The following is a 19,402-nucleotide window of genomic DNA, read 5'->3' as shown; positions in this document are numbered from 1 at the left end:
GTATTTGCAATGGATTACTCCAGTACTTGCGGTGGATTACTCCAGTACTCGCAATAGATTACGCCGGTACTCGTGCGTAAACAGACGTAAATCGCCTTTTAAAAAGGAAGCCTATACCGCTAAATCAAAAAAGTACAATGATGGACGAATAACGGGATAGCGCTATTCTCCTTGGGTGGATTAATAAAGGGATTGGAACGTGTTGTCTCGTCTCGCCCGGCGATCTTATAGGAGTCGAGTAGATCGAACAACAAAACTACAGCGACAGGAGCGGACAATTGCACGAGCGTATTCGCCACATCCTGATCGACGGATAACTTAACATATTCCGTCTCGGTAGAGCAGCACTTATGGGACGTGCCCGCCTCACCGCAACTGGGGCAAGTGTCAAGATACTGCAAACTCACCTCCGCCAACTTACCCATACAATAATGGTAATTCAGCGCAAACCCGGAGGAAACCCCGAGGTAAAAAACAGCGAGTATGAACAATAAAAATCTTCTCATCCCAAGTAATATATTCCGCAAATATATGAATATTTTTTGAACGGGCAATAGGGTGGAAAAAGTGCTCGTAGGGTTGTTAAAATCAGAACCTTTTCTTTATAGCCTTGTTCAAGGTAGGTAATTAATCTAAACAAAACACATTTATGAGACTATTTGTACAAGGAGCAGTATTACTGCTAGGTATGGGATTCTTATCGGCTCCCGCTAAGGCTCAAAAGGTGGTCATCGAGGATGACGTGCCAAATTCGATAGTCCTTGTCAGCCAAGACAAGGCAGGTGATGAAATCGTGAGGATAATGAATGAGACGCAGAGCCCTCGTTTCCACGACCCGAAAGCCCCCCGCTTCGTATTGACCGATCGTAAGGGACGTTTCGCCTTGGGTATCGGCGGTTACGTGAAGGCTACGGCGGAGTATGATTTCGGCGGGATCTCGGATGATGTCGATTTCTATCCGTCCATGATCCCGAATGGTGGGCAGAACTACGTCCGTAACCAGTTCCAGATGGACGCTACTACCAGTACGATATTCTTGAAATTAGTGGGTCGTACCAAACACCTCGGGGATTTCGTCGTGTATACGGCGGGTAACTTCCGGGGAGGCAGCAAGGTCTTCGAGCTCCAGAACGCCTATGTGTCTTTCCTTGGTTTCACGATGGGTTACGATTATAGTACCTTCATGGATCTGGCCGCCCTTCCGCCCTCGATCGATTATGCGGGGCCTGCCGGACAGGTTTTCAGCCGTGCCACCCTGTTACGCTATGAGCGTGCTTTCGGTAAGGGATGGAAAGCGGGTGTAGGTATCGAGATGCCTGTGGTGGATGGCATCACGAACCAAAGCGTGAATATCAGTAACCAACGTATGCCGAACTTCCCTGCCTATATCCAATACGCTTGGAATAAGAGCAGCCATATCCGTGTAGCTGGTATCGTACGTAATATGACGTATGAGAACTTGGTGGCGCAACGGGCCGAGTCTAAGGCCGGATGGGGCGTGTTTGCCGCCTCTACGTTCAATGTGACGAGCAAACTGAACTTCTACGGTCAGGCTACTTACGGCCGGGGTATCAGCCAGTTCTTGAATGATATCAGTAATCTGGACGTGGATCTGGTTCCGGACCCCGAGGCCAAAGGCAAGATGCAAGTGCTTCCGATGATGGGTTGGTACGCTGGCTTGCAGTATAATATCACGCCGAAGGTATTCGTCTCCAGCACCTATAGCCAGACTCGTTTATACAGCGAGAATGATTACCCGGTTACCCCGTCGGATCAATACCGCTACGGTCAATACTTGGTAGCCAACATTTTCTGGAACGTGAACGCTAATCTGCAAGTCGGCGCCGAGTACTTGAGAGGCTGGCGTACCGATTTCAACGATATGACCCGCCACGCCAACCGACTTAATGTTTCCGCTCAATATAACTTCTGATAATGTAGCGTTTTGTTGATGTGCCACACCGGGGGATTCTTGGTGTGGCATTTCTTTTCGAGGCGATTGGCAGGTCTGCGATTAATAGATGTTCGCCATGCTAATCAGCGGCTCATACAGCTTCTCGATATCCTGCGAATCGATCTCGATTTCTACTTGATCACCGGGGATAAGAGTCTGTCCGGCGGGAGCCAAGTCCTTGCGATCCCGGTGAATAGTCTTGATGATACAACGTTGGGGGAGGGTGAGGTGATCTACCTCCTTCCCGTCGAAATAGGCACCTGTCATGATCTCTACGAACAGGCTGGAACGCCCTTCGGTACGGAAGGCTGGAGTCGAGATCATCTCGTCGTAGAGAACCACGTTAAAAGGTTTTATCTGTAGCATTTCCGTGAAGTAATACGTAAGCCCGCCGACAATGATAGAGGGGTAGAATACGTCCAGATGCCCGGTTATCTCCGTAATCAAGACGATACCCGTCAGCGGTGTCCGGACTACCGCCACCAAGAAACCTACCATGCTGATTAACATGATATAGCTGATGCTCTCCGTTTCAATGAAACCATACTTCACCAATAATAAGGCGATGATCTGCCCGAACAATCCCCCGGTAACTAGTGTAGGGATGAAATTCCCTCCCGGCAGTCCGGAGGAGAAAGAGAGAGACGTGAATATCAAGTGGATGAGCATCATCGCCGCTATCCATAAAACGGGGTGATATCCATGCATCGCTTGCATGATAAGGAATTGCTCGCCTCCTCCTGTCAAGTCGATCTCCGTCAATGAGATCGTATACGCTATGATAAGCAGGTACAACATCTTCATATAAGGAGGATGCTTCAGTCTGGTAAAGAAATCCTTGCACCAAAGGGTAAACATCGAGTAAATTTTCCCGAAGACGGAAATAACCACGGCCAGAAATAAGAACAACTTCAGTTGATCTATAAAAGTAGCCTGCGGGGCAATAGCGCTAATCTGCGAGTAGGGGTTGAAGGGGAAAATCAAGCTCGCTACGCCTCCCGCCACGACCCCTGCCAGCAAGGTGGTAATGGCGGTCTTGGGAGCGTCGAACCGTTCGATGGACTCGATCACCAAAAGTGAGGAAGCGAGGGGAGCGGCGAAAGCGGCGGCCAATCCGGCACCTGCGCCGGCGGCCAAAAGTTGCTTGCGCTCTCCAGCCAATACGTGTCCCCATTTGGAAATGATATTCCCCACGTAAGATCCGATCTGTACGCACGGCCCCTCACGACCAAGGGACAGGCCGGCGCTGATCGCTAATATCCCTCCCGTGAACTTGGCGATTAATTGTGTCAACGGGTTTTTATAAGTGATCCTGCCATTGATAACCGCCCGTGTCTGGGGAATGCCCCCACCGGTAATCAGCGGCATCTTCTTGACCATCCAATTCACGCAAAGCAATATACCCCATAGCGTGAAGAAGAACAAGACATGGAAATACCAAGGGTAATGACCGTCGAAAAAAAGTTTCCGGCTATTGAATAACTGCTGGAGCAGATAGTGATAAGGTACCGCTACCAACCCGGTCAGCAATCCCACGAAAATGCTTACAAAATAAAGTCTGGCGTCAATAAGTTTCAATTTCCAGATCCGCCAGCGCCTCAATTTTGTTATATCTAAGAGATCATTATCCATCGGACTCACCTTGTTTTCGTTTCCTGTTACAACAACCAAGGTAAATAAGAGGTTTAAAATCTCATTCCATTGAACCTTTTTTAAAAAGCCTTGTTATTAAGATATAGTGTTTTTCATGGTATTAGAATTAAGTTAGATTAGGTTATCCGTCTTGTTCGTGAGAATAGGGCGGTTTTCCTGTTTATAGGGGTTTGTACTTTGAGGCGGTTAGGATTTCTTGGGCGTCGTTGTTTTGCATCAACGCCTCCGGGGTAGATCCCGTCTCCTTCATGTACTGGTTGATGATCTGCCAGCCTATCCAAGTCCCGATATTCCCGGGAGCGTCGTTCTCGGGGAAAATGGCCGGGGTATCCTCGAAATACTGGGAAGTTATCAGTTGATCCGGGGTATAAAGATGCTTGCGCTCGATGATTGCTTTCCAGATTGTTCCTTCGTTGTCCTTGCACCAGTTGTAGGCCTGTTCGGTGTATCCCATTAGCTCGGCGGCATCGGGAACGCCTAGGGCTTGCGAGAGCAGGTATTTGATTTTTCCCTCGTAAATCATCCGGTCCAGCAATACGTTCTCTTTTCCCGCGAAAGGATATTCGGACATGAGCCACCCCGCCAGATAATCCGGGACCACGAGTCCACGTTGCATTTTCAATTTCTGGGAGTCATAGAAGAAATCTTGATACAAGGGATAGTCCTTTCCCATATACTTATCGATGGAAAGGGAAAGCAGGCTATCGCCTACCAATACGTTCTGGTTGAAACCGGATACATGCATATAGATAGCAGGGATCTGCATCGAGGGGAAATTCTCCTTTAGATAGGCGAATCCGTATCCCAAGGATTTCTCGATATCCTCCACGGAATCATATTGGGTGATAGCGTCACGATACAAGCCTTTCAAGGTAGGCTCCGAGTAATAATTCCGCATTTTCTCGAAGAAGCCGGGAGTCTCGATGGTTTGCAGGTTTAATATGCCTTTCCCGATGATATCCAGCATTTCCGGGTATTGTTTGATTAGTTCGGGTTGCAAGGTGGTATCTTCCGTATCGATCAGCCGGAATAAATCCTTGTCAAAACGATTGATATGCAGGGGTTCGACGGTAGCGTAGTTGATCGTATTTGTGTTTTGCCCGTTGCAGCTCAATAGCGTAGCGGACAAAATACAGGCCATGATGAGTTTTGTAACCATATCTCTTCGTATAATAATGTAATATGATAAGAAACGGATCGCATGGGGTAATATTGTGTGACTGGCATCTTATTACTACCTTTGCCTCCCTTTTATTTAAGATTCATCATGCGATATACGAACAAACAAATTCTAAAGATCACGTATCCGGTATTAATCAGCTTGCTCATGGAGCATATGATCGGATTGACGGATACCGCTTATCTGGGACGTGTCGGCGAGGTCGAGCTAGGTGCCTCCGCCTTGGCAGGAGTCTATTATCTTGTGATTTATATGCTGGGCTTTGGTTTCAGTGTAGGCGCTCAGGTGCTGATGGCACGTCGTAACGGTGAGGGGGAGTATGAACGGATCGGCGAGGTTTTCACGCAAGGCGGGCTATTCCTTTTTTTGCTGGCGGCGGTGTTGTTTACGGCCTCTAATCTGCTTACGCCCCATCTGCTCCACCGGATGATCGGTTCGGAAGAGGTGTATCGAGCGACGATGAGCTATCTGGACTGGCGGGTGTACGGGTTCTTCTTCTCTTTTATAGCGGTGATGTTCCGTGCGTTTTACGTGAGTACGACGAATACGAAGATCTTGACGGCCAATTCGGTGGTGATGGTGCTTACCAACGTGGTCTTGAACTATATCTTGATATTCGGTAAGTTCGGGTTCCCCGCTTTGGGGATAGCGGGTGCCGCTATCGCTTCCTCGATCTCGGAAGCTGTTTCCGTATTGTTCTTCGTGATTTATACTTGGAAGAAGATAGATTATAAAAAATATGGTCTGTTCCGTTTTACGAGAGTGGATTTTAGGATGCTGGGACAAATACTTAGTGTCTCTATCTGGGTGATGATCCAGCATGGGATCGCTTTTGGAGGATGGTTTATCTTCTTTATCGCTATGGAGCATCTGGGTGAGCGGCCGTTGGCGATTACGAATGTGGTACGTAGCATCTCCTCGTTCCTGTTTATGTTCGTGAATGCTTTCGCCTCCACGAACAGCTCGCTGGTAAGTAACTTGATCGGTGCCGGGGAGTCGGACCGGGTGCTTCCGCTTTGCCGGAGGATGATCGGGCTATGCTATGCGTTCGTGCTACCGATCGGTATCTTGATCGCTATGTTCCCGTCTACCGTATTGCGTATTTATACGGATAACCCGGACTTGATCGCTAGCTCGATCTCCTCGTTGTGGGTGATGCTGTCTTCTTATCTCTTCGCTGTTCCCGGTTTTATTTATTTCTTTAGCGTATCGGGGACAGGCAATACCCGCCGTGCGCTGGAAATCGATATGGCTAGCATATTCGTGTACGTATTATATATATTGTATGTCGCCGTATGGTTGCGTGCGGACGTGGCGGTTTGCTGGACTACGGAGTATGTATATAATATCATGATCCTTTCTTCTTTCTTCTATCTATGGAAAGGAAATTGGCGTAACAAGAAAATCTGAAGACTTATCTTTTGATTAGTACGGTAATTCGTAAGGATAAATCAAAAAAGACCATCTTGGCATTCACGTTCTGTGTGATATGGCGTTCCGCTTTCGCCAATTCTTCCATCAAATCGATCACGTTTCGCTCGTTGACGAAAGGGGAGAACTTAACGGAGAAGCTAGCCTCGTCCAGATTCATATAATTAAGTTCCGGCGATTGGAACCGGTACATGAAGTTCTCCCGGATCAAATGCTGACAATAGGAGAGGAAGTTTTTCTGTCGTTCCCGTCCGATCCCTGCCATGACGTCCGCCATCGCTTTCATGCCTTTTACGTTTCGTGCCCATGAGTTTCGCATCATGGCCTTGAATTGCTCCAGAAAGAATTTATTTTCCTCGCCCAAGCTAATCGCCTCCATCGCCTTGATAAAACTTCCGGAGGAGAGGTGAGCGACGTGTTTAGCGTCGTCGGGCGAAAGCCCGAAACGGGATACCATGGCATTCATGATCGCATCGGTCTCAATGGGACGGATGTGGATGCGTTGCGCACGGGATTGGATGGTCCCGAGGATAAGGTCCGGTGTCTCGGATACCATAAGAATAACCGTTCTCATAGGAGGCTCCTCTATGATTTTCAGAAGCTTATTGGCACAAGTAGGATGCAGTTTCTCCGGCAACCAAACTATCAAGATACGATATTCCGCCTCATAAATCTTTAGGCTCAGTTTATGGATAATCTCATCGCTTTCCTTGGAATAGATGATGGCTTGTGAGTTTCCGGCCTCGATATAATCCAGCCATTCATCCATATTGAAATAGGGATGTTCTTTGAGGAACCCACGCCATTCACTGAGATAATCATCGCAGACCTCTTTCTTTTTCTCTTTCTTGGCTACGATCGGGAATACAAAATGTAAATCGGGATGTGCCAATTCGTCATATTTGAGGCATGACGGGCAACGTCCACAAGCGTCCGTGTCCGTCCGGTTCGTACAATTCAGATAACGGGCGTAAGCCAAAGCCAGCGGAAACGCCCCGGCTCCCCCTTGCTCTGTGAATAACTGTGCATGGGGTACGATCCCCGTCCGAGCCGATTGTCTCAACCGTTCCTTCACTTCCTCTTGCCCGATGATATCTTTAAAATACATGAGATATTTCCTTTTCTATAGAATAATGAACGAAGTTACGGAAAAGTATTCAGATATCAAAAAGCGCGAGGTTTTGTAAATATCAATTGACATATGTAGAGTAAAACTAAGAACGGATACAATACCAAGTCAAGTCCAATAAAGAATATGTATTTCATTACCTTAGAATTTTAAAAATAACCATACTTAGTACATGATTGTTCAATCGTGTACTTCTATTAGACAACTCAGCGTATAAAAACCCCTATTGTATTTCAATAAATTTCTTTCGCTATTTTGTAAACGCTATCCGAGGCCATCATTGTGTAGAAATGTAAGCTCGGTACACCATGAACGATCAGATCCTTGCACTGCTGTATACACCATTCCACACCCACCTCTTTCGCTTCCGCATCATCTTTACATTTACGTAATTCTGTTGCGAAAGGCTCCGGGATATCCGCACGGAATATCTTCGGAAGAACCGTTAATTGGTTCTTGAAAACGATCGGTTTGATACCGGGGATGATGGGAACCGTGATGCCTTCCGCACGGCAACGGTCCACGAACGCATAATATTTTTTATTATCGAAGAACATTTGGGTTACCAGATATTCAGCGCCATTTTTTACTTTCTCCTTTAAATAATAGATATCAGATTCCATATTGGGCGCTTCCTCGTGCTTCTCCGGATAGCAAGCCATGCCGTACGAGAAGGGAGTCTCTATACCGTCTATCTTGGAACCGTCTAACGCGATACCTTCGTTGAAATGATTTACCTGCTGCTGTAAATCAGTCGCATGATCGTGGTATAACTCCGGGTTTTGCTGGGAGGCCTCTAAAGTCTTTATATCTCCCCTTAATATTAAGAGGTTGTTTACGCCAAGGAAGTTCAAATCGATCAAAGCGTATTCCGTCTCGTCTTTCGTAAAGCCTTTACATATAATATGGGGTACGGCAGGAATACCGTATTTATTCTGGATAGCCGAAGCGATCGCTACGGAGCCCGGACGTTTACGGATGTTTACTTTCTGGAAACTTCCGTCTGGTAAGGTTTTATAGACGAACTCGCTATGGTGGGAGGTGATATTTATGTATTTAGGGTCGAATTCCTTCAACTTGTCAATTACATTATACACCTTCTGGATACTGTTACCTTTCAGCGGCGGTAATATCTCGAAAGAAAAAGCGGTACTCTTACTATCCCTTATCAGATCAATGACTTTCATATTTTAATTATTTTTGACGCGAATGTAGCAAAAATCTTGGTAACATAGATTTTAATCCGCTATTTGTATATATCCATGCCACGGCTCTTTCATTTACCCATCCGTTTCGGCAGGCCGGAATGCATGAATCTCAAGTGAAATTCCGCACAATAAGTTTACGAGAGAAAATTGTGTATAAGAATCTGATAATCAGTAATTAAAAACAGGATAATCTTTCTGCGAAAACACGTACATGTTTTTGGAAAAAGTCGTACGTGTTTTCCGGAAAGGTCGTACGTGTTTTCCGGAATCCTTCCACCGAAAACAAAAGCGCATGTTAAAATTTACAAGAAACCCCACTTTAACGAAATGTTAAATGAAAAAGCCGTGGCCTTCCGTTTGCTTTTTTTAGTTTATAGGCCGAACTATATATAAATTAGCGTATATTTGCGGTACACAAAATCTCCCATAGCGACGGCTATGGGCGTTTTTGCTTTTGAGCGATATTATTAACAGTGTAATTTGTTAATTTTAAACTAATTACAGCAAATTGTATAGATATGGAAAATTTAAATTGGTCTGAGCTGGGATTTGGTTATATCAAGACAGACTACAATGTAAGATGCTACTATCGTGACGGCAAATGGGGTGAGTTGGAAGTTTCTTCATCCGAGATTATCAATATTCACATGGCCGCTACTTGCTTGCATTACGGACAAGAGTCTTTCGAGGGTTTGAAGGCCTTCCGTGGAAAAGACGGTAAGATCCGTGTATTCCGTATGGATGAGAACGCTAAACGTATGCAATCTTCCAGCCGGGGTATCAAGATGGCTGAGTTGCCTGTAGAGATGTTCGAGGAAGCTGTACGTAAGGTCGTGAAATTGAACGAGCGTTTTGTTCCTCCTTATGAGAGCGGTGCCGCTTTATATATTCGTCCGTTGATGATCGGCTTGGGCGCTCAGGTGGGTGTGAAGCCGGCTCCCGAATATATGTTTATGATATTTGTCACTCCGGTAGGTCCGTATTTCAAGGGTGGATTCCAGCCCTCGAAGGTGTGCGTGCTTCGTGAGTACGACCGTGCGGCTCCTAACGGGACAGGTACGATCAAGGTGGGTGGTAACTATGCCGCTAGCTTGGTAGCTGGCGAGATCGCTCATTCCAAGGGATACGCCGCCGTATTGTATCTGGATCCGAAAGAGAAGAAATATCTGGATGAGTGCGGTCCGGCTAACTTCTTCGGAATCCGTGGCAATAGCTATATCACTCCGCAATCCCACTCGATCTTGCCCTCGATCACGAACAAGAGCTTGCAGCAATTGGCCGAGGATATGGGCTTGACGGTAGAGCGTCGTCCGGTTCCTTTCGAGGAGATCGCTACGTTCGACGAGGCTGCCGAGTGTGGTACCGCTGCGGTTATCGCCCCGATCTCACAAATCGACGATTTGGATGAGAACAAATCTTTTGTTATCGCCAAAGATGGCAAACCGGGTCCTGTTTGCGAGAAACTATATCATAAGCTACGTGCCATCCAGTATGGCGACGAGCCGGATACTTACGGATGGATCTCGATCATTGAATAATATCTTTTGTTTCGTAAGGACTGGAGTGCGCTCCGTCTTTACGAGACAGAATACGTTGATAGGCAATTGTTAGTTTGAACTTTACTTTTTGCAATAAAATTGCAATCTCCGCATTGCAAATGAGAAAAGATGTTTATCTTTGCATCGGTAATTCCAAATTTTCAATTACCAATTATGTAGGTGGAAGCATTCTTTAAAACACATAAATATCTGGTAGAGCATCTGTATTCTCCGGTACGAAGGGGATTAATGGATGAGATCAATTGGGAGGATCGGTTGATCGGTATTAAAGGTTCGCGAGGAGTCGGAAAGACCACTTTCTTGTTAGACTATGCCCGTGAATATTTTGGTGCCGATAATAAGGAATGCTTATACATTAATTTAAATCATTTCTATTTTACGGAACGCACACTCGTTGATTTCGCCGCCGAGTTTCGGGCTAAAGGCGGAAAGGTGTTGTTGATAGACCAAGTGTTTAAGTATTCCGATTGGTCGAGAGAGTTGCGGTATTGCTATGATAATTTCGAGGACTTGAAGATCGTTTTCTCCGGTTCGTCGGTGATGCGTCTGAAAGAGGAGAATCCGGACCTGTCCGGCAAGGTGGTATCGTATAACCTCAGGGGGTTCTCGTTCCGTGAGTTCTTGAATTTGATGTCGGGGAACCAGTTTCCCGCGTACACGTTCGATGAGGTATTAGAGAATCATCAGGAAATCGCCAAACGTATTTGCTCGGTCGTAAGGCCGATGGCTTATTTCCAAGATTATCTACATCATGGTTTTTATCCGTTCTTCTTGGAAAAGCGCAACTTCTCCGAGAACCTGCTGAAGACCATGAACATGATGCTAGAGGTGGACGTGTTATACATAAAACAAATCGAACAAAGCTACCTGCCAAAGCTACGCAAACTACTCTACTTATTGGCTACGAGCGCTCCTTGTACCCCAAACGTGAGTCAGTTGAGCAAGGATATCGAGACATCCCGGGCCACCGTGATGAACTATATCAAGTATTTGACAGATGCCCGTTTGATGAATATGCTGTATCCGGTGGGCGAATCCTTTCCGAAGAAACCCTCCAAGGTATATATGTATAACTCGAACCTGATGTACCCCATCCGTCCGATGGAGGTAAATGCCGGGGCGGTGCGTGAGTCGTTCTTTTATAACCAACTATTGAAAGACAATAAGCTGAATGAAGGAATCAAGAACGCCCACTTTCTGGTGAATACGATGTATAATTTCCGGATCGAGGAAAACATGAAAGTGAAGAACAATCCGGATATGTACTATGCTGTCGATAAGACCGAGATCGGGGAGGGGAACATGATCCCGCTTTGGTTGTTCGGTTTTTTATATTAAGTAAGGATATTTTTTAATACTAATAGTTTTATAGGTCTATGACAAAACAGAAGAAATTTTTAACCTGTGATGGTAATCAGGCCGCTGCTCATATCTCGTATATGTTCAGCGAGGTAGCCGCGATTTACCCCATCACTCCGTCGTCTACAATGGCTGAATATGTAGATGAATGGGCTGCAGCCGGACGTAAGAATATTTTCGGCGAGACTGTAATGGTACAGGAAATGCAATCAGAGGGTGGTGCCGCAGGTGCTGTTCACGGTTCATTGCAAGCTGGTGCCTTGACAACAACCTACACTGCTTCTCAAGGTTTGTTGCTTATGATCCCTAATATGTACAAGATCGCCGGTGAATTGCTTCCTTGCGTTTTCCACGTATCCGCTCGTACATTGGCTTCTCATGCGTTGTGTATCTTCGGTGACCATCAAGACGTGATGTCTGCCCGTCAGACAGGTTTCGCCATGTTGGCCGAGGGTTCCGTACAGGAGGTTATGGACTTGGCCGGTGTAGCTCACTTGGCTACGATCAAGTCTCGTGTGCCGTTCGTGAACTTCTTCGACGGTTTCCGTACCTCTCACGAGATCCAGAAGATCGAGGCTTTGGAGAATGAGGACTTGGCTCCGCTTATCGACCAGAAGGCCTTGGCTGAGTTCCGTGCCCGTGCCTTGAACCCGGAGAGACCGGTCGCTCGCGGTATGGCCGAGAACCCGGATCATTTCTTCCAACACAGAGAATCTTCCAACACGTACTACGAGGCGGTTCCCGCTATCGTAGAAGAATATATGAACGAGATCTCCAAGATCACGGGCCGTAAATACGGTTTGTTCGATTATTACGGAGCTGAGGACGCTGAGCGCGTGATCATCGCCATGGGTTCTGTTACGGAGGCCGCTCGTGAGGCTATCGATCACTTGATCGCTAAGGGCGAGAAGGTAGGTTTGGTATCCGTTCACTTGTATCGTCCGTTCTCCGCTAAGCATTTCTTGGCTGCCGTGCCTAAGACCGCTAAGCGTATCGCCGTATTGGATCGCACGAAAGAGCCGGGTGCTAACGGTGAGCCGTTGTATCTGGACGTAAAAGACTGCTTCTATGGTCAGGAGGATGCTCCGGTTATCGTAGGTGGCCGTTATGGTCTGGGTTCTAAGGATACGACTCCGGCTCAGATCCTGTCCGTATTCGAGAACTTGGCGTTGCCGATGCCGAAGAACCAGTTCACGATCGGTATCGTGGATGACGTTACTTTCACTTCTCTGCCTCAGAAGGAAGAGATCGCCTTGGGCGGTGAGGGTATGTTCGAGGCTAAGTTCTACGGTTTGGGTGCCGACGGTACGGTAGGCGCTAACAAGAACTCGGTGAAGATTATCGGTGATAACACGGATAAATACTGTCAGGCTTATTTCTCTTACGACTCTAAGAAATCCGGTGGTTTCACTTGTTCTCACTTACGTTTCGGTGATCATCCGATCCGTTCTACTTATTTGGTGAATACCCCGAACTTCGTGGCTTGCCACGTTCAGGCTTATTTGCGCATGTACGACGTGACTCGTGGTTTGCGTGAGAACGGTACCTTCTTGTTGAATACCGTTTGGGGCGCTGAGGAGTTGGCTAAGCACTTGCCTAATAAGGTAAAACGTTACTTCGCTCAGAAGAATATCACTGTATATTATATCAACGCTACACAGATCGCCTTGGAGATCGGTTTAGGTAACCGTACCAATACGATCCTTCAGTCCGCTTTCTTCCGTATCACAGGTGTTATCCCTGTAGACTTGGCTATCGAGCAGATGAAGAAATTCATCGTTAAGTCTTACGGTAAGAAGGGCGAGGACGTGGTTAACAAGAACTACGCGGCTGTAGACCGTGGTGGCGAGTACAACCAATTGACGGTTGATCCCGCTTGGGCTAACCTTCCGGATGATGAGGCTGTCGTAAACAACGATCCCGCTTTCATCAACGAGGTAGTTCGTCCGATCAACGCTCAGGATGGCGACTTATTGAAGGTTTCCGCATTCAAGGGCATCGAGGATGGTACTTGGGCGCAAGGAACCGCTAAATACGAGAAACGTGGCGTGGCCGCTTTCGTTCCGGTTTGGAATGAGGCGAACTGTATCCAGTGTAACCAATGCGCTTACGTTTGTCCTCACGCTTCTATCCGTCCGTTCGTATTGAACGATGAGGAGCAGAAGGGCGCCAGCTTCGCTATGTTGGACGTGAAGGCTCCGGCCGCTATGAAAGGTATGAAGTTCCGTATGCAGGTAGACGTTCTCGACTGTCTGGGTTGCGGTAACTGCGCCGATATCTGTCCGGGATTCAAGGGCAACAAGGCATTGTCTATGGTTCCGCTGGAAGGCCAGTTGGCTGAGGCCGATAACTGGAACTACTGCGTAGCTAACGTTTCTTCTAAGCAAAACTTGGTAGACGTGAAGTCTAACGTGAAGAACTCACAGTTCGCTACTCCGTTGTTTGAATTCTCAGGCGCTTGCTCCGGTTGTGGCGAGACTCCGTACGTGAAGTTGATCACCCAGTTGTTCGGCGACCGCGAGATGGTGGCTAACGCTACCGGATGTTCTTCTATCTACTCCGGTTCTGTTCCTTCCACTCCTTATACAACGAACGAGAAGGGTCAAGGTCCTGCTTGGGCAAACTCTTTGTTCGAGGACTTCTGCGAGTTCGGCTTGGGTATGGAATTGGCGAACGAGAAGATGCGTAAACGTCTGGAAGGCTTGTTGCAACAGATCACCGTGGGCGAGCATGCTCCGGCTGAGGCCAAGGAAATAGCCGCCGCTTGGATCGCTAACCAGAACGACGCCGAGAAGACGAAGGAATTGGCTCCGCAAATCATGGCATTCGTTGAGCAAGGCATCAAGGAGGGTTGTCCGGTTTGCGCTCAGATCAAGGAATTGTCTCACTTCTTGGTAAAACGTTCTCAATGGATTATCGGTGGTGACGGTGCTTCTTACGATATCGGTTACGGTGGTTTGGATCACGTGATCGCTTCCGGCAAGAACGTAAATATCATGGTATTGGATACCGAGGTTTACTCTAACACGGGTGGTCAGTCCTCGAAGGCTACTCCGGTGGGCGCTATCGCTAAGTTCGCCGCTTCCGGTAAGAGGGTACGTAAGAAAGACCTAGGCTTGATGGCTACTACTTACGGTTACGTATATGTGGCTCAGATCGCTATGGGTGCCGACCAAGCCCAGACATTGAAGGCGATCCGCGAGGCCGAGGCTTACGACGGTCCTTCCTTGATCATCGCTTACGCTCCTTGTATCAACCACGGTTTGAAGAAGGGTATGGGTAAGTCGCAAGCTGAGGAGAAAGAAGCCGTAGCATGCGGTTACTGGCACTTGTGGCGTTACAACCCGGCTTTGGAGGCAGAGGGCAAGAATCCGTTCACCTTGGATAGCAAGGAGCCGGATTGGAGCAAGTTCCAAGACTTCTTGAAGGGTGAGGTTCGTTTCGCTTCCGTAGCTAAACAATATCCGGCTGAGGCCGCTGAGTTGTTTGCCGCCGCCGAGGAGAACGCTAAATGGCGTCTGCGTAGCTACAAACGTATGGCTGCCGAGAATTGGGATGTAGAGGCTTAATATAACAGGTCTTTAGTATAGAATGAGGGCGGTGTCTCCGGAAACGGAAGGCACCGCTTTTTTTATGGGGTGGATGGGGGAGGCTGCACATAAGGCGATACGGACCTGTACTACCGTATGTGCCGGCCTGTACTTCCTTATGTGTCAGCCCGCGCTACCGTATCTACAAGTCCGTACTAACGTATCTACACGTTTGCACGAACGTATCTGCAAGTTTGCACGAACGTATCTACAAGCTTGTACTACCATATCTGCAAGCCTGCGCTACCGTATGTGCGGTTTCTCAGAAGACCGGGATCGAATAGACCAGCCCCAGCGATATACGGTGTGTATCCGGCTCTATGGCTCCCATTCGCGTGGCGGCTTTCTCTAGGATAACGCCCCGGTAGGTGTATAGGACGAATACGAAAAGGTCGAGTTGCTTGAAGGGGAAGAATTCCACGCTACTCTGCGCATTCCACGAACGGCGGTACATCCCTTTCCGGAAATCACCGTTGCTCTTATACACCCGGGCGGTCTCGTACGCCCCTTTCACGTAAACGTTCCATTGGGGGTGGACACGGTAATCCACGTCGCCGATAATCGATAGGTATTCGGTGTTCATGGCGGTATGAGGCGTGCCGGGCAGACGGCTGACGACCCCATGTTGGTCGATCCCTTGGCGGGTGTACATAACGTCGAGGTACGTTAGCAACGGGCCTTTCTCATAGGTATTGCCACAGGTGAAATAGTAGGAGTAGCGCTTGCGGGTCTGCTGTCCGACGGCGGTGGCATAACGCAGTTGCAAGGCCTTGTCCAGATAATAGCTATTCCAGTTGACCGTGTACATAAAGGGTATCTTGGCCTTGGCGGTACCCTCGGGAAGTCCGGTAGGGTAGATGTCCTCATCGTTACCGTTGCGGTTATTCACGATCTGGAAACAAAGCTCGTGGTCCGGGTTGACTTGCCAGTTGCCCGAGATACCGGCTTGGTAGGCGGTCAGTAAATTATTGAACTCGCTAAACTCTCGTACCCGGATGGAATTGACGTAATACTCGTATCCCCCGAAATTAACGAACTGCTTGCCGATCGTGAAATTGAGATTATGCCGTGCCTTTAGGTTCACGTAAGCCAGCTCGAGCGAGGAGGAGAGGTTGTCGAGCGAATAGGGATCGGAGTATTTGTTGAACGACTGCCGGTAATGATACCCCAGCCACTTGCCTACATCCCCCTTGATCTCCAGCCGGACACGGTTCAGCTTGAAGTTCATACCGTCTAGCTCCTTTCCGACAAACTCAGCGTTGGCCGAGGTGAAAAGCTGGAAGTTCATCTCGGCGCTATTGATCTTGATCTCTCCGTTCGATAATCGTTCCACGAGTGTAGGTTCCCCGTTATTCTCCCGAAGGGTCTCTTGGGCCGTCAGGCTGGCGTTCGTGGCTAGACAAAGCAAGAAAAGTAGAAAATGTTTCTTCATACGATAGATTTAGTTGGTAACAGACTACAAAAGTACAAATTGTTTTTGGATATCGATTTGAGTGCGGTTGGATTAATGAGAAAACCCGGCGAACCATGATGTCGGCCGGGTCTCTGCTCTCTGTAAATTTGTCAAGATCTTCAGAGTGTTTGCTCGATAACTTGAGCCGTACGTTCTATTTTTTTGCCAATATCGCGGAGCGCTTGTAATAACGTCTGCTTTTCTTCATACGTGAATTGTACCTCTTTGCCATGGATCATTAAGCCGTTTATACGTTGGCTCAACCATGCCCTGCTTTTGTTGAAATAAGTACGTGCGATATAAGACCAAGAGATCGATTCATATATACCGTCAAGTTTGTTTCTGAGAACGTTGTCGATTAACTTATCGGCTCTGGCGCAGGCATCATTTGCCCCTGCGATAAACGCTTCGTTGACCAACTGTTTTTCTTCGTCACTTTTAGAGTCGATAAACGCTGTTACTTCAGAGCGGAAAGCCTTGCGCTCTTCATCTGTATCCAGAAGCATGAATTTACTTTTTAATGTTTCCAGTTCTTGATTGAGTTGATCGTAATTTGCCATATGTTGTTCTGTTAAAAAGTTCCAGTGAAAAGATCTTTTAGAAAGTACTCCTTTAGGAGTACTTTCTGTTAACCTTTCAACTTGAGTAACAACAATAACCTGTCTAAATGCAGGTCTATTTGCTTTTCAAGTTCCCCTTCTGAGGTTTTTTGCGCTAAAATATCCCAGTAGAGAGAATAGAACAGAAGATTTTTCTTTTCATGTTCTATCAGAGCCTTTAGCTCTTTTTGGTTATCATCCATCTAAAAGATCTTGACCTTACAAAGGTAGGTAAACAAATGTTTATCAACAAGAGGTTGTCGATTTATTTTATGCTCCCGATAGTATGATCATAAATACTTTATGCCTAGGTTCCGCTTTTTTTACCTACTTTTGTACGAAAAGAAGAGTAGTATAAGTATGATTAAGGCAGTATTTTTTGACATTGACGGTACGTTGGTAAGTTTCAAGACGCATAAGCTACCGGACTCCACGGTCCGGGCCTTGGACCTGTTGCGAGAAAAGGGAATCAAGGTTTTCATCGCTACCGGCCGCCAGTTGCAATCTATCAATAACCTCGGGACGCAAGAGTTTGATGGCTATGTTACCTTGAACGGAGGATATTGCTTGGCCGGAAAAGATAAGGTTATCTATAAACATAATATCCCGTCGGAGGATATAGAGGCGTTGATCCGCTATCAAGAGAATGAGGAGGCGTTCCCGTGCGCCTTGGTGGAGGAAGATGGGATTTACCAGAACTACGTGGATGATTCTGTGCGACAGCTTTACGACATGCTAGACTTCCCTCATCCTCCCTTGCGTCCTTTGCGTGGCAACGGGGGTAAGGAAGTATACCAGCTGATAGCCTTTTTCTCTCCCGGCCATGAAGAACGTATCATGTCCGTCTTGCCGCATTGCGAGGCTACTCGTTGGAACCCGCTATTTGCGGATGTCGTGCCGCGGGGGAGCAGTAAGGCGGTAGGGATCGATAAGATCATCGAGTATTACGGGATCTCGCTCCACGAGACGATGGCTTTTGGCGATGGAGGCAACGATATGGCCATGCTTCGCCACGCCGGGATCGGGGTAGCCATGGGTAACGCCGGCGACGAGGTGAAAGAGGCGGCGGATTACGTGACCGACTCCGTAGATGACGATGGTGTCATGAACGCTTTAAGACATTTCGATGTTATATAAATAAACAGTTTAATAACGCTAAATCACAAACGCTATGATTGATGAATTGGTAAGCTATAATCGTGAGTTCGTAAAGAACAAGGGGTATGAGAAGTATATCACGAATAAATATCCCGATAAGAAGATCGCCATCGTGTCTTGCATGGATACCCGGCTGACCGAGTTGCTACCCGCCTCCTTGGGCATCAAGAATGGAGACGTGAAAATTATAAAGAACGCGGGGGCGATCATATCCCACCCCTTCGGAAGCGTTATCCGGAGCTTGATGGTGGCGATTTACGAGCTTGGGGTTGTAGAGGTAATGATAATCGGGCATACCGATTGCGGAGCCAAGCACATGAATAGCTCCGAGATGATCGAAAAGATGAAAGAGCGGGGAATTCCGCAGGAACGAATAGATATGATCCGATATTGCGGTATAAACTTCGAGTCGTGGTTGCGGGGATTCGAGACCTCCGAGGCTTCCGTGCACGAGACCGTGGAGCAAATTCGGAATCATCCGCTGGTTCCGTCGGATATAACGGTAAGAGGGTTTGTAATAGACTCTGTTACAGGTGAATTAACGCCGATGGAGTAATCCCCGGCGTATTTAGACTTATTTGCACAAGTTATAAATAATCGAAAAAATGAAATATTTTATTATGTTCTACAACATTGTTTCGGATAAAATGGTTATCTTTGTAACGAATTAAGAAAGAAAGATCGTTTTAGGATTATTTATTAACTGGCTTTCCAAGCGTGGGAAGCGTAAAACAAAAAGATTATGATGATGAGAGAAAATGAGAAAAGCCTTCGTGCTTTAGCGATGTTGCGTTATCAAGCAGATCGTTACCAGTCAGCTGGCAATGGTGCCATGAGTCAGCGATTAAACGCTGAGATCCGTCGCCTTATGAGCGAAATGAGTGTAGATGCGGATAAGAACTAAAAGACCGCGTCTTTTTTAAGTAAAGAATTAAAGTAAGAAATAAATTAGATGTCATCTCTTACCTCCGTTCAAAACGGAATGGTGAGAGATAGGAAATGAGGATTACCTTTGGCGATACGGCCGGGTGAGCCTTTTTTTTGTGCCCTTTCCTTTCCTTCTCCTTCGCATATCAGGGAAATTACTTATATTTGTGGATGAAAAAGCTAAAACAATAATCATTTGAAC

Annotated in this window: 16 protein-coding genes; 8 read left to right on the top strand and 8 right to left on the bottom strand. The window is 47.1% G+C overall.

What is annotated here, in order from left to right; all coding sequences use genetic code 11:
• Positions 1 to 119 precede the first annotated feature (119 nt).
• Positions 120 to 506 (bottom strand): hypothetical protein, encoded by a 387-nt coding sequence (locus DW033_RS16275; RefSeq protein ID WP_041525575.1) that lies wholly within the window; start codon positions 504 to 506, stop codon positions 120 to 122.
• A 143-nt stretch (positions 507 to 649) separates the two neighbouring features.
• Here DW033_RS16275 and DW033_RS16270 point away from each other — a divergent pair, with 143 nt between their 5' ends.
• Complete coding sequence (locus DW033_RS16270) at positions 650 to 1,933, top strand: DcaP family trimeric outer membrane transporter (RefSeq protein ID WP_005866118.1); 1,284 nt, start codon at positions 650 to 652, stop codon at positions 1,931 to 1,933.
• Positions 1,934 to 2,014: 81 nt separating this feature from the next.
• Here the strand turns inward: DW033_RS16270 and DW033_RS16265 are convergent, their stop codons facing one another.
• A complete protein-coding gene (locus tag DW033_RS16265) occupies positions 2,015 to 3,586 on the bottom strand; it encodes a ClC family H(+)/Cl(-) exchange transporter (RefSeq protein WP_005866120.1) in 1,572 nt (523 codons plus the stop codon).
• Positions 3,587 to 3,767: 181 nt separating this feature from the next.
• Positions 3,768 to 4,766 carry a gliding motility protein GldB gene (locus DW033_RS16260; RefSeq protein WP_122382931.1) on the bottom strand — a complete coding sequence of 333 codons (999 nt, stop codon included), beginning with the start codon at positions 4,764 to 4,766 and terminating at the stop codon, positions 3,768 to 3,770.
• A 108-nt stretch (positions 4,767 to 4,874) separates the two neighbouring features.
• Here DW033_RS16260 and DW033_RS16255 point away from each other — a divergent pair, with 108 nt between their 5' ends.
• Complete coding sequence (locus DW033_RS16255; RefSeq protein WP_005866124.1) at positions 4,875 to 6,197, top strand: MATE family efflux transporter; 1,323 nt, start codon at positions 4,875 to 4,877, stop codon at positions 6,195 to 6,197.
• Between the two features lie 4 nt (positions 6,198 to 6,201).
• On the opposite strand, the gene DW033_RS16250 is transcribed toward DW033_RS16255, so the two are convergent.
• Together DW033_RS16250 and metF are read right to left on the bottom strand one after the other, a co-directional pair.
• On the bottom strand, positions 6,202 to 7,326 hold the full coding sequence (locus DW033_RS16250; protein WP_122369338.1) for a DNA polymerase III subunit delta: 1,125 nt from the start codon (positions 7,324 to 7,326) through the stop codon (positions 6,202 to 6,204).
• A 254-nt stretch (positions 7,327 to 7,580) separates the two neighbouring features.
• Positions 7,581 to 8,534 carry a methylenetetrahydrofolate reductase [NAD(P)H] gene (metF, locus tag DW033_RS16245; RefSeq protein ID WP_005866130.1) on the bottom strand — a complete coding sequence of 318 codons (954 nt, stop codon included), beginning with the start codon at positions 8,532 to 8,534 and terminating at the stop codon, positions 7,581 to 7,583.
• 539 nt (positions 8,535 to 9,073) lie between these two features.
• On the opposite strand from metF, the gene DW033_RS16240 reads away from it, so the two are divergent.
• The 3 genes from DW033_RS16240 to nifJ all read left to right on the top strand — a co-directional run bounded on the left by DW033_RS16240 (position 9,074) and on the right by nifJ (position 15,042).
• The gene (locus tag DW033_RS16240; RefSeq protein ID WP_005858291.1) at positions 9,074 to 10,093 is read left to right on the top strand and encodes a branched-chain amino acid aminotransferase; all 1,020 of its coding nucleotides are present in this window, start codon (positions 9,074 to 9,076) and stop codon (positions 10,091 to 10,093) included.
• Positions 10,094 to 10,273: 180 nt separating this feature from the next.
• Complete coding sequence (locus tag DW033_RS16235) at positions 10,274 to 11,452, top strand: ATP-binding protein (RefSeq protein ID WP_048928364.1); 1,179 nt, start codon at positions 10,274 to 10,276, stop codon at positions 11,450 to 11,452.
• Between the two features lie 38 nt (positions 11,453 to 11,490).
• Positions 11,491 to 15,042: a pyruvate:ferredoxin (flavodoxin) oxidoreductase gene (nifJ, locus tag DW033_RS16230; protein ID WP_122382930.1), complete on the top strand. Its 3,552-nt coding sequence runs from the start codon at positions 11,491 to 11,493 to the stop codon at positions 15,040 to 15,042.
• Positions 15,043 to 15,325: 283 nt separating this feature from the next.
• On the opposite strand, the gene DW033_RS16225 is transcribed toward nifJ, so the two are convergent.
• From DW033_RS16225 to DW033_RS24715, 3 genes are all read right to left on the bottom strand, one after another.
• Positions 15,326 to 16,495, bottom strand: a complete 1,170-nt coding sequence (locus DW033_RS16225) for a porin (protein WP_122369336.1) — start codon at positions 16,493 to 16,495, stop codon at positions 15,326 to 15,328.
• Between the two features lie 140 nt (positions 16,496 to 16,635).
• Positions 16,636 to 17,076 (bottom strand): DUF5053 domain-containing protein, encoded by a 441-nt coding sequence (locus DW033_RS16220; protein ID WP_005866138.1) that lies wholly within the window; start codon positions 17,074 to 17,076, stop codon positions 16,636 to 16,638.
• A gap of 68 nt (positions 17,077 to 17,144) precedes the next feature.
• The gene (locus DW033_RS24715; RefSeq protein WP_008778108.1) at positions 17,145 to 17,318 is read right to left on the bottom strand and encodes a hypothetical protein; all 174 of its coding nucleotides are present in this window, start codon (positions 17,316 to 17,318) and stop codon (positions 17,145 to 17,147) included.
• A gap of 157 nt (positions 17,319 to 17,475) precedes the next feature.
• On the opposite strand from DW033_RS24715, the gene DW033_RS16215 reads away from it, so the two are divergent.
• The 3 genes from DW033_RS16215 (at position 17,476) to DW033_RS24710 (ending at position 19,177) form a co-directional block, all read left to right on the top strand.
• Positions 17,476 to 18,252 carry a Cof-type HAD-IIB family hydrolase gene (locus DW033_RS16215; protein ID WP_008778109.1) on the top strand — a complete coding sequence of 259 codons (777 nt, stop codon included), beginning with the start codon at positions 17,476 to 17,478 and terminating at the stop codon, positions 18,250 to 18,252.
• 34 nt (positions 18,253 to 18,286) lie between these two features.
• Entirely contained in the window at positions 18,287 to 18,829 is a 543-nt protein-coding gene (locus DW033_RS16210) for a carbonic anhydrase (RefSeq protein ID WP_122382929.1), read from the top strand.
• A gap of 186 nt (positions 18,830 to 19,015) precedes the next feature.
• On the top strand, positions 19,016 to 19,177 hold the full coding sequence (locus DW033_RS24710) for a hypothetical protein (RefSeq protein ID WP_005858277.1): 162 nt from the start codon (positions 19,016 to 19,018) through the stop codon (positions 19,175 to 19,177).
• Positions 19,178 to 19,402: the final 225 nt, after the last annotated feature.

Source organism: Parabacteroides sp. AF39-10AC (assembly GCF_003635405.1).
GTDB classification, from domain to species: Bacteria; Bacteroidota; Bacteroidia; order Bacteroidales; family Tannerellaceae; genus Parabacteroides; species Parabacteroides distasonis.
The sequence above is the reverse complement of the archived record's forward strand: the minus strand, read 5'-3'. Positions and strand labels throughout refer to the sequence as shown.

Coding starts and splice junctions, on each gene's coding strand:
- DW033_RS16275 (WP_041525575.1), bottom strand. CDS start 506: ATGAGAAGATTTTTATTGTTCATACTCGCTGTTTTTTACCTCGGGGTT.
- DW033_RS16270 (WP_005866118.1), top strand. CDS start 650: ATGAGACTATTTGTACAAGGAGCAGTATTACTGCTAGGTATGGGATTC.
- DW033_RS16265 (WP_005866120.1), bottom strand. CDS start 3,586: ATGGATAATGATCTCTTAGATATAACAAAATTGAGGCGCTGGCGGATC.
- DW033_RS16260 (WP_122382931.1), bottom strand. CDS start 4,766: ATGGTTACAAAACTCATCATGGCCTGTATTTTGTCCGCTACGCTATTG.
- DW033_RS16255 (WP_005866124.1), top strand. CDS start 4,875: ATGCGATATACGAACAAACAAATTCTAAAGATCACGTATCCGGTATTA.
- DW033_RS16250 (WP_122369338.1), bottom strand. CDS start 7,326: ATGTATTTTAAAGATATCATCGGGCAAGAGGAAGTGAAGGAACGGTTG.
- metF (WP_005866130.1), bottom strand. CDS start 8,534: ATGAAAGTCATTGATCTGATAAGGGATAGTAAGAGTACCGCTTTTTCT.
- DW033_RS16240 (WP_005858291.1), top strand. CDS start 9,074: ATGGAAAATTTAAATTGGTCTGAGCTGGGATTTGGTTATATCAAGACA.
- nifJ (WP_122382930.1), top strand. CDS start 11,491: ATGACAAAACAGAAGAAATTTTTAACCTGTGATGGTAATCAGGCCGCT.
- DW033_RS16225 (WP_122369336.1), bottom strand. CDS start 16,495: ATGAAGAAACATTTTCTACTTTTCTTGCTTTGTCTAGCCACGAACGCC.
- DW033_RS16220 (WP_005866138.1), bottom strand. CDS start 17,076: ATGGCAAATTACGATCAACTCAATCAAGAACTGGAAACATTAAAAAGT.
- DW033_RS24715 (WP_008778108.1), bottom strand. CDS start 17,318: ATGGATGATAACCAAAAAGAGCTAAAGGCTCTGATAGAACATGAAAAG.
- DW033_RS16215 (WP_008778109.1), top strand. CDS start 17,476: ATGATTAAGGCAGTATTTTTTGACATTGACGGTACGTTGGTAAGTTTC.
- DW033_RS16210 (WP_122382929.1), top strand. CDS start 18,287: ATGATTGATGAATTGGTAAGCTATAATCGTGAGTTCGTAAAGAACAAG.
- DW033_RS24710 (WP_005858277.1), top strand. CDS start 19,016: ATGATGATGAGAGAAAATGAGAAAAGCCTTCGTGCTTTAGCGATGTTG.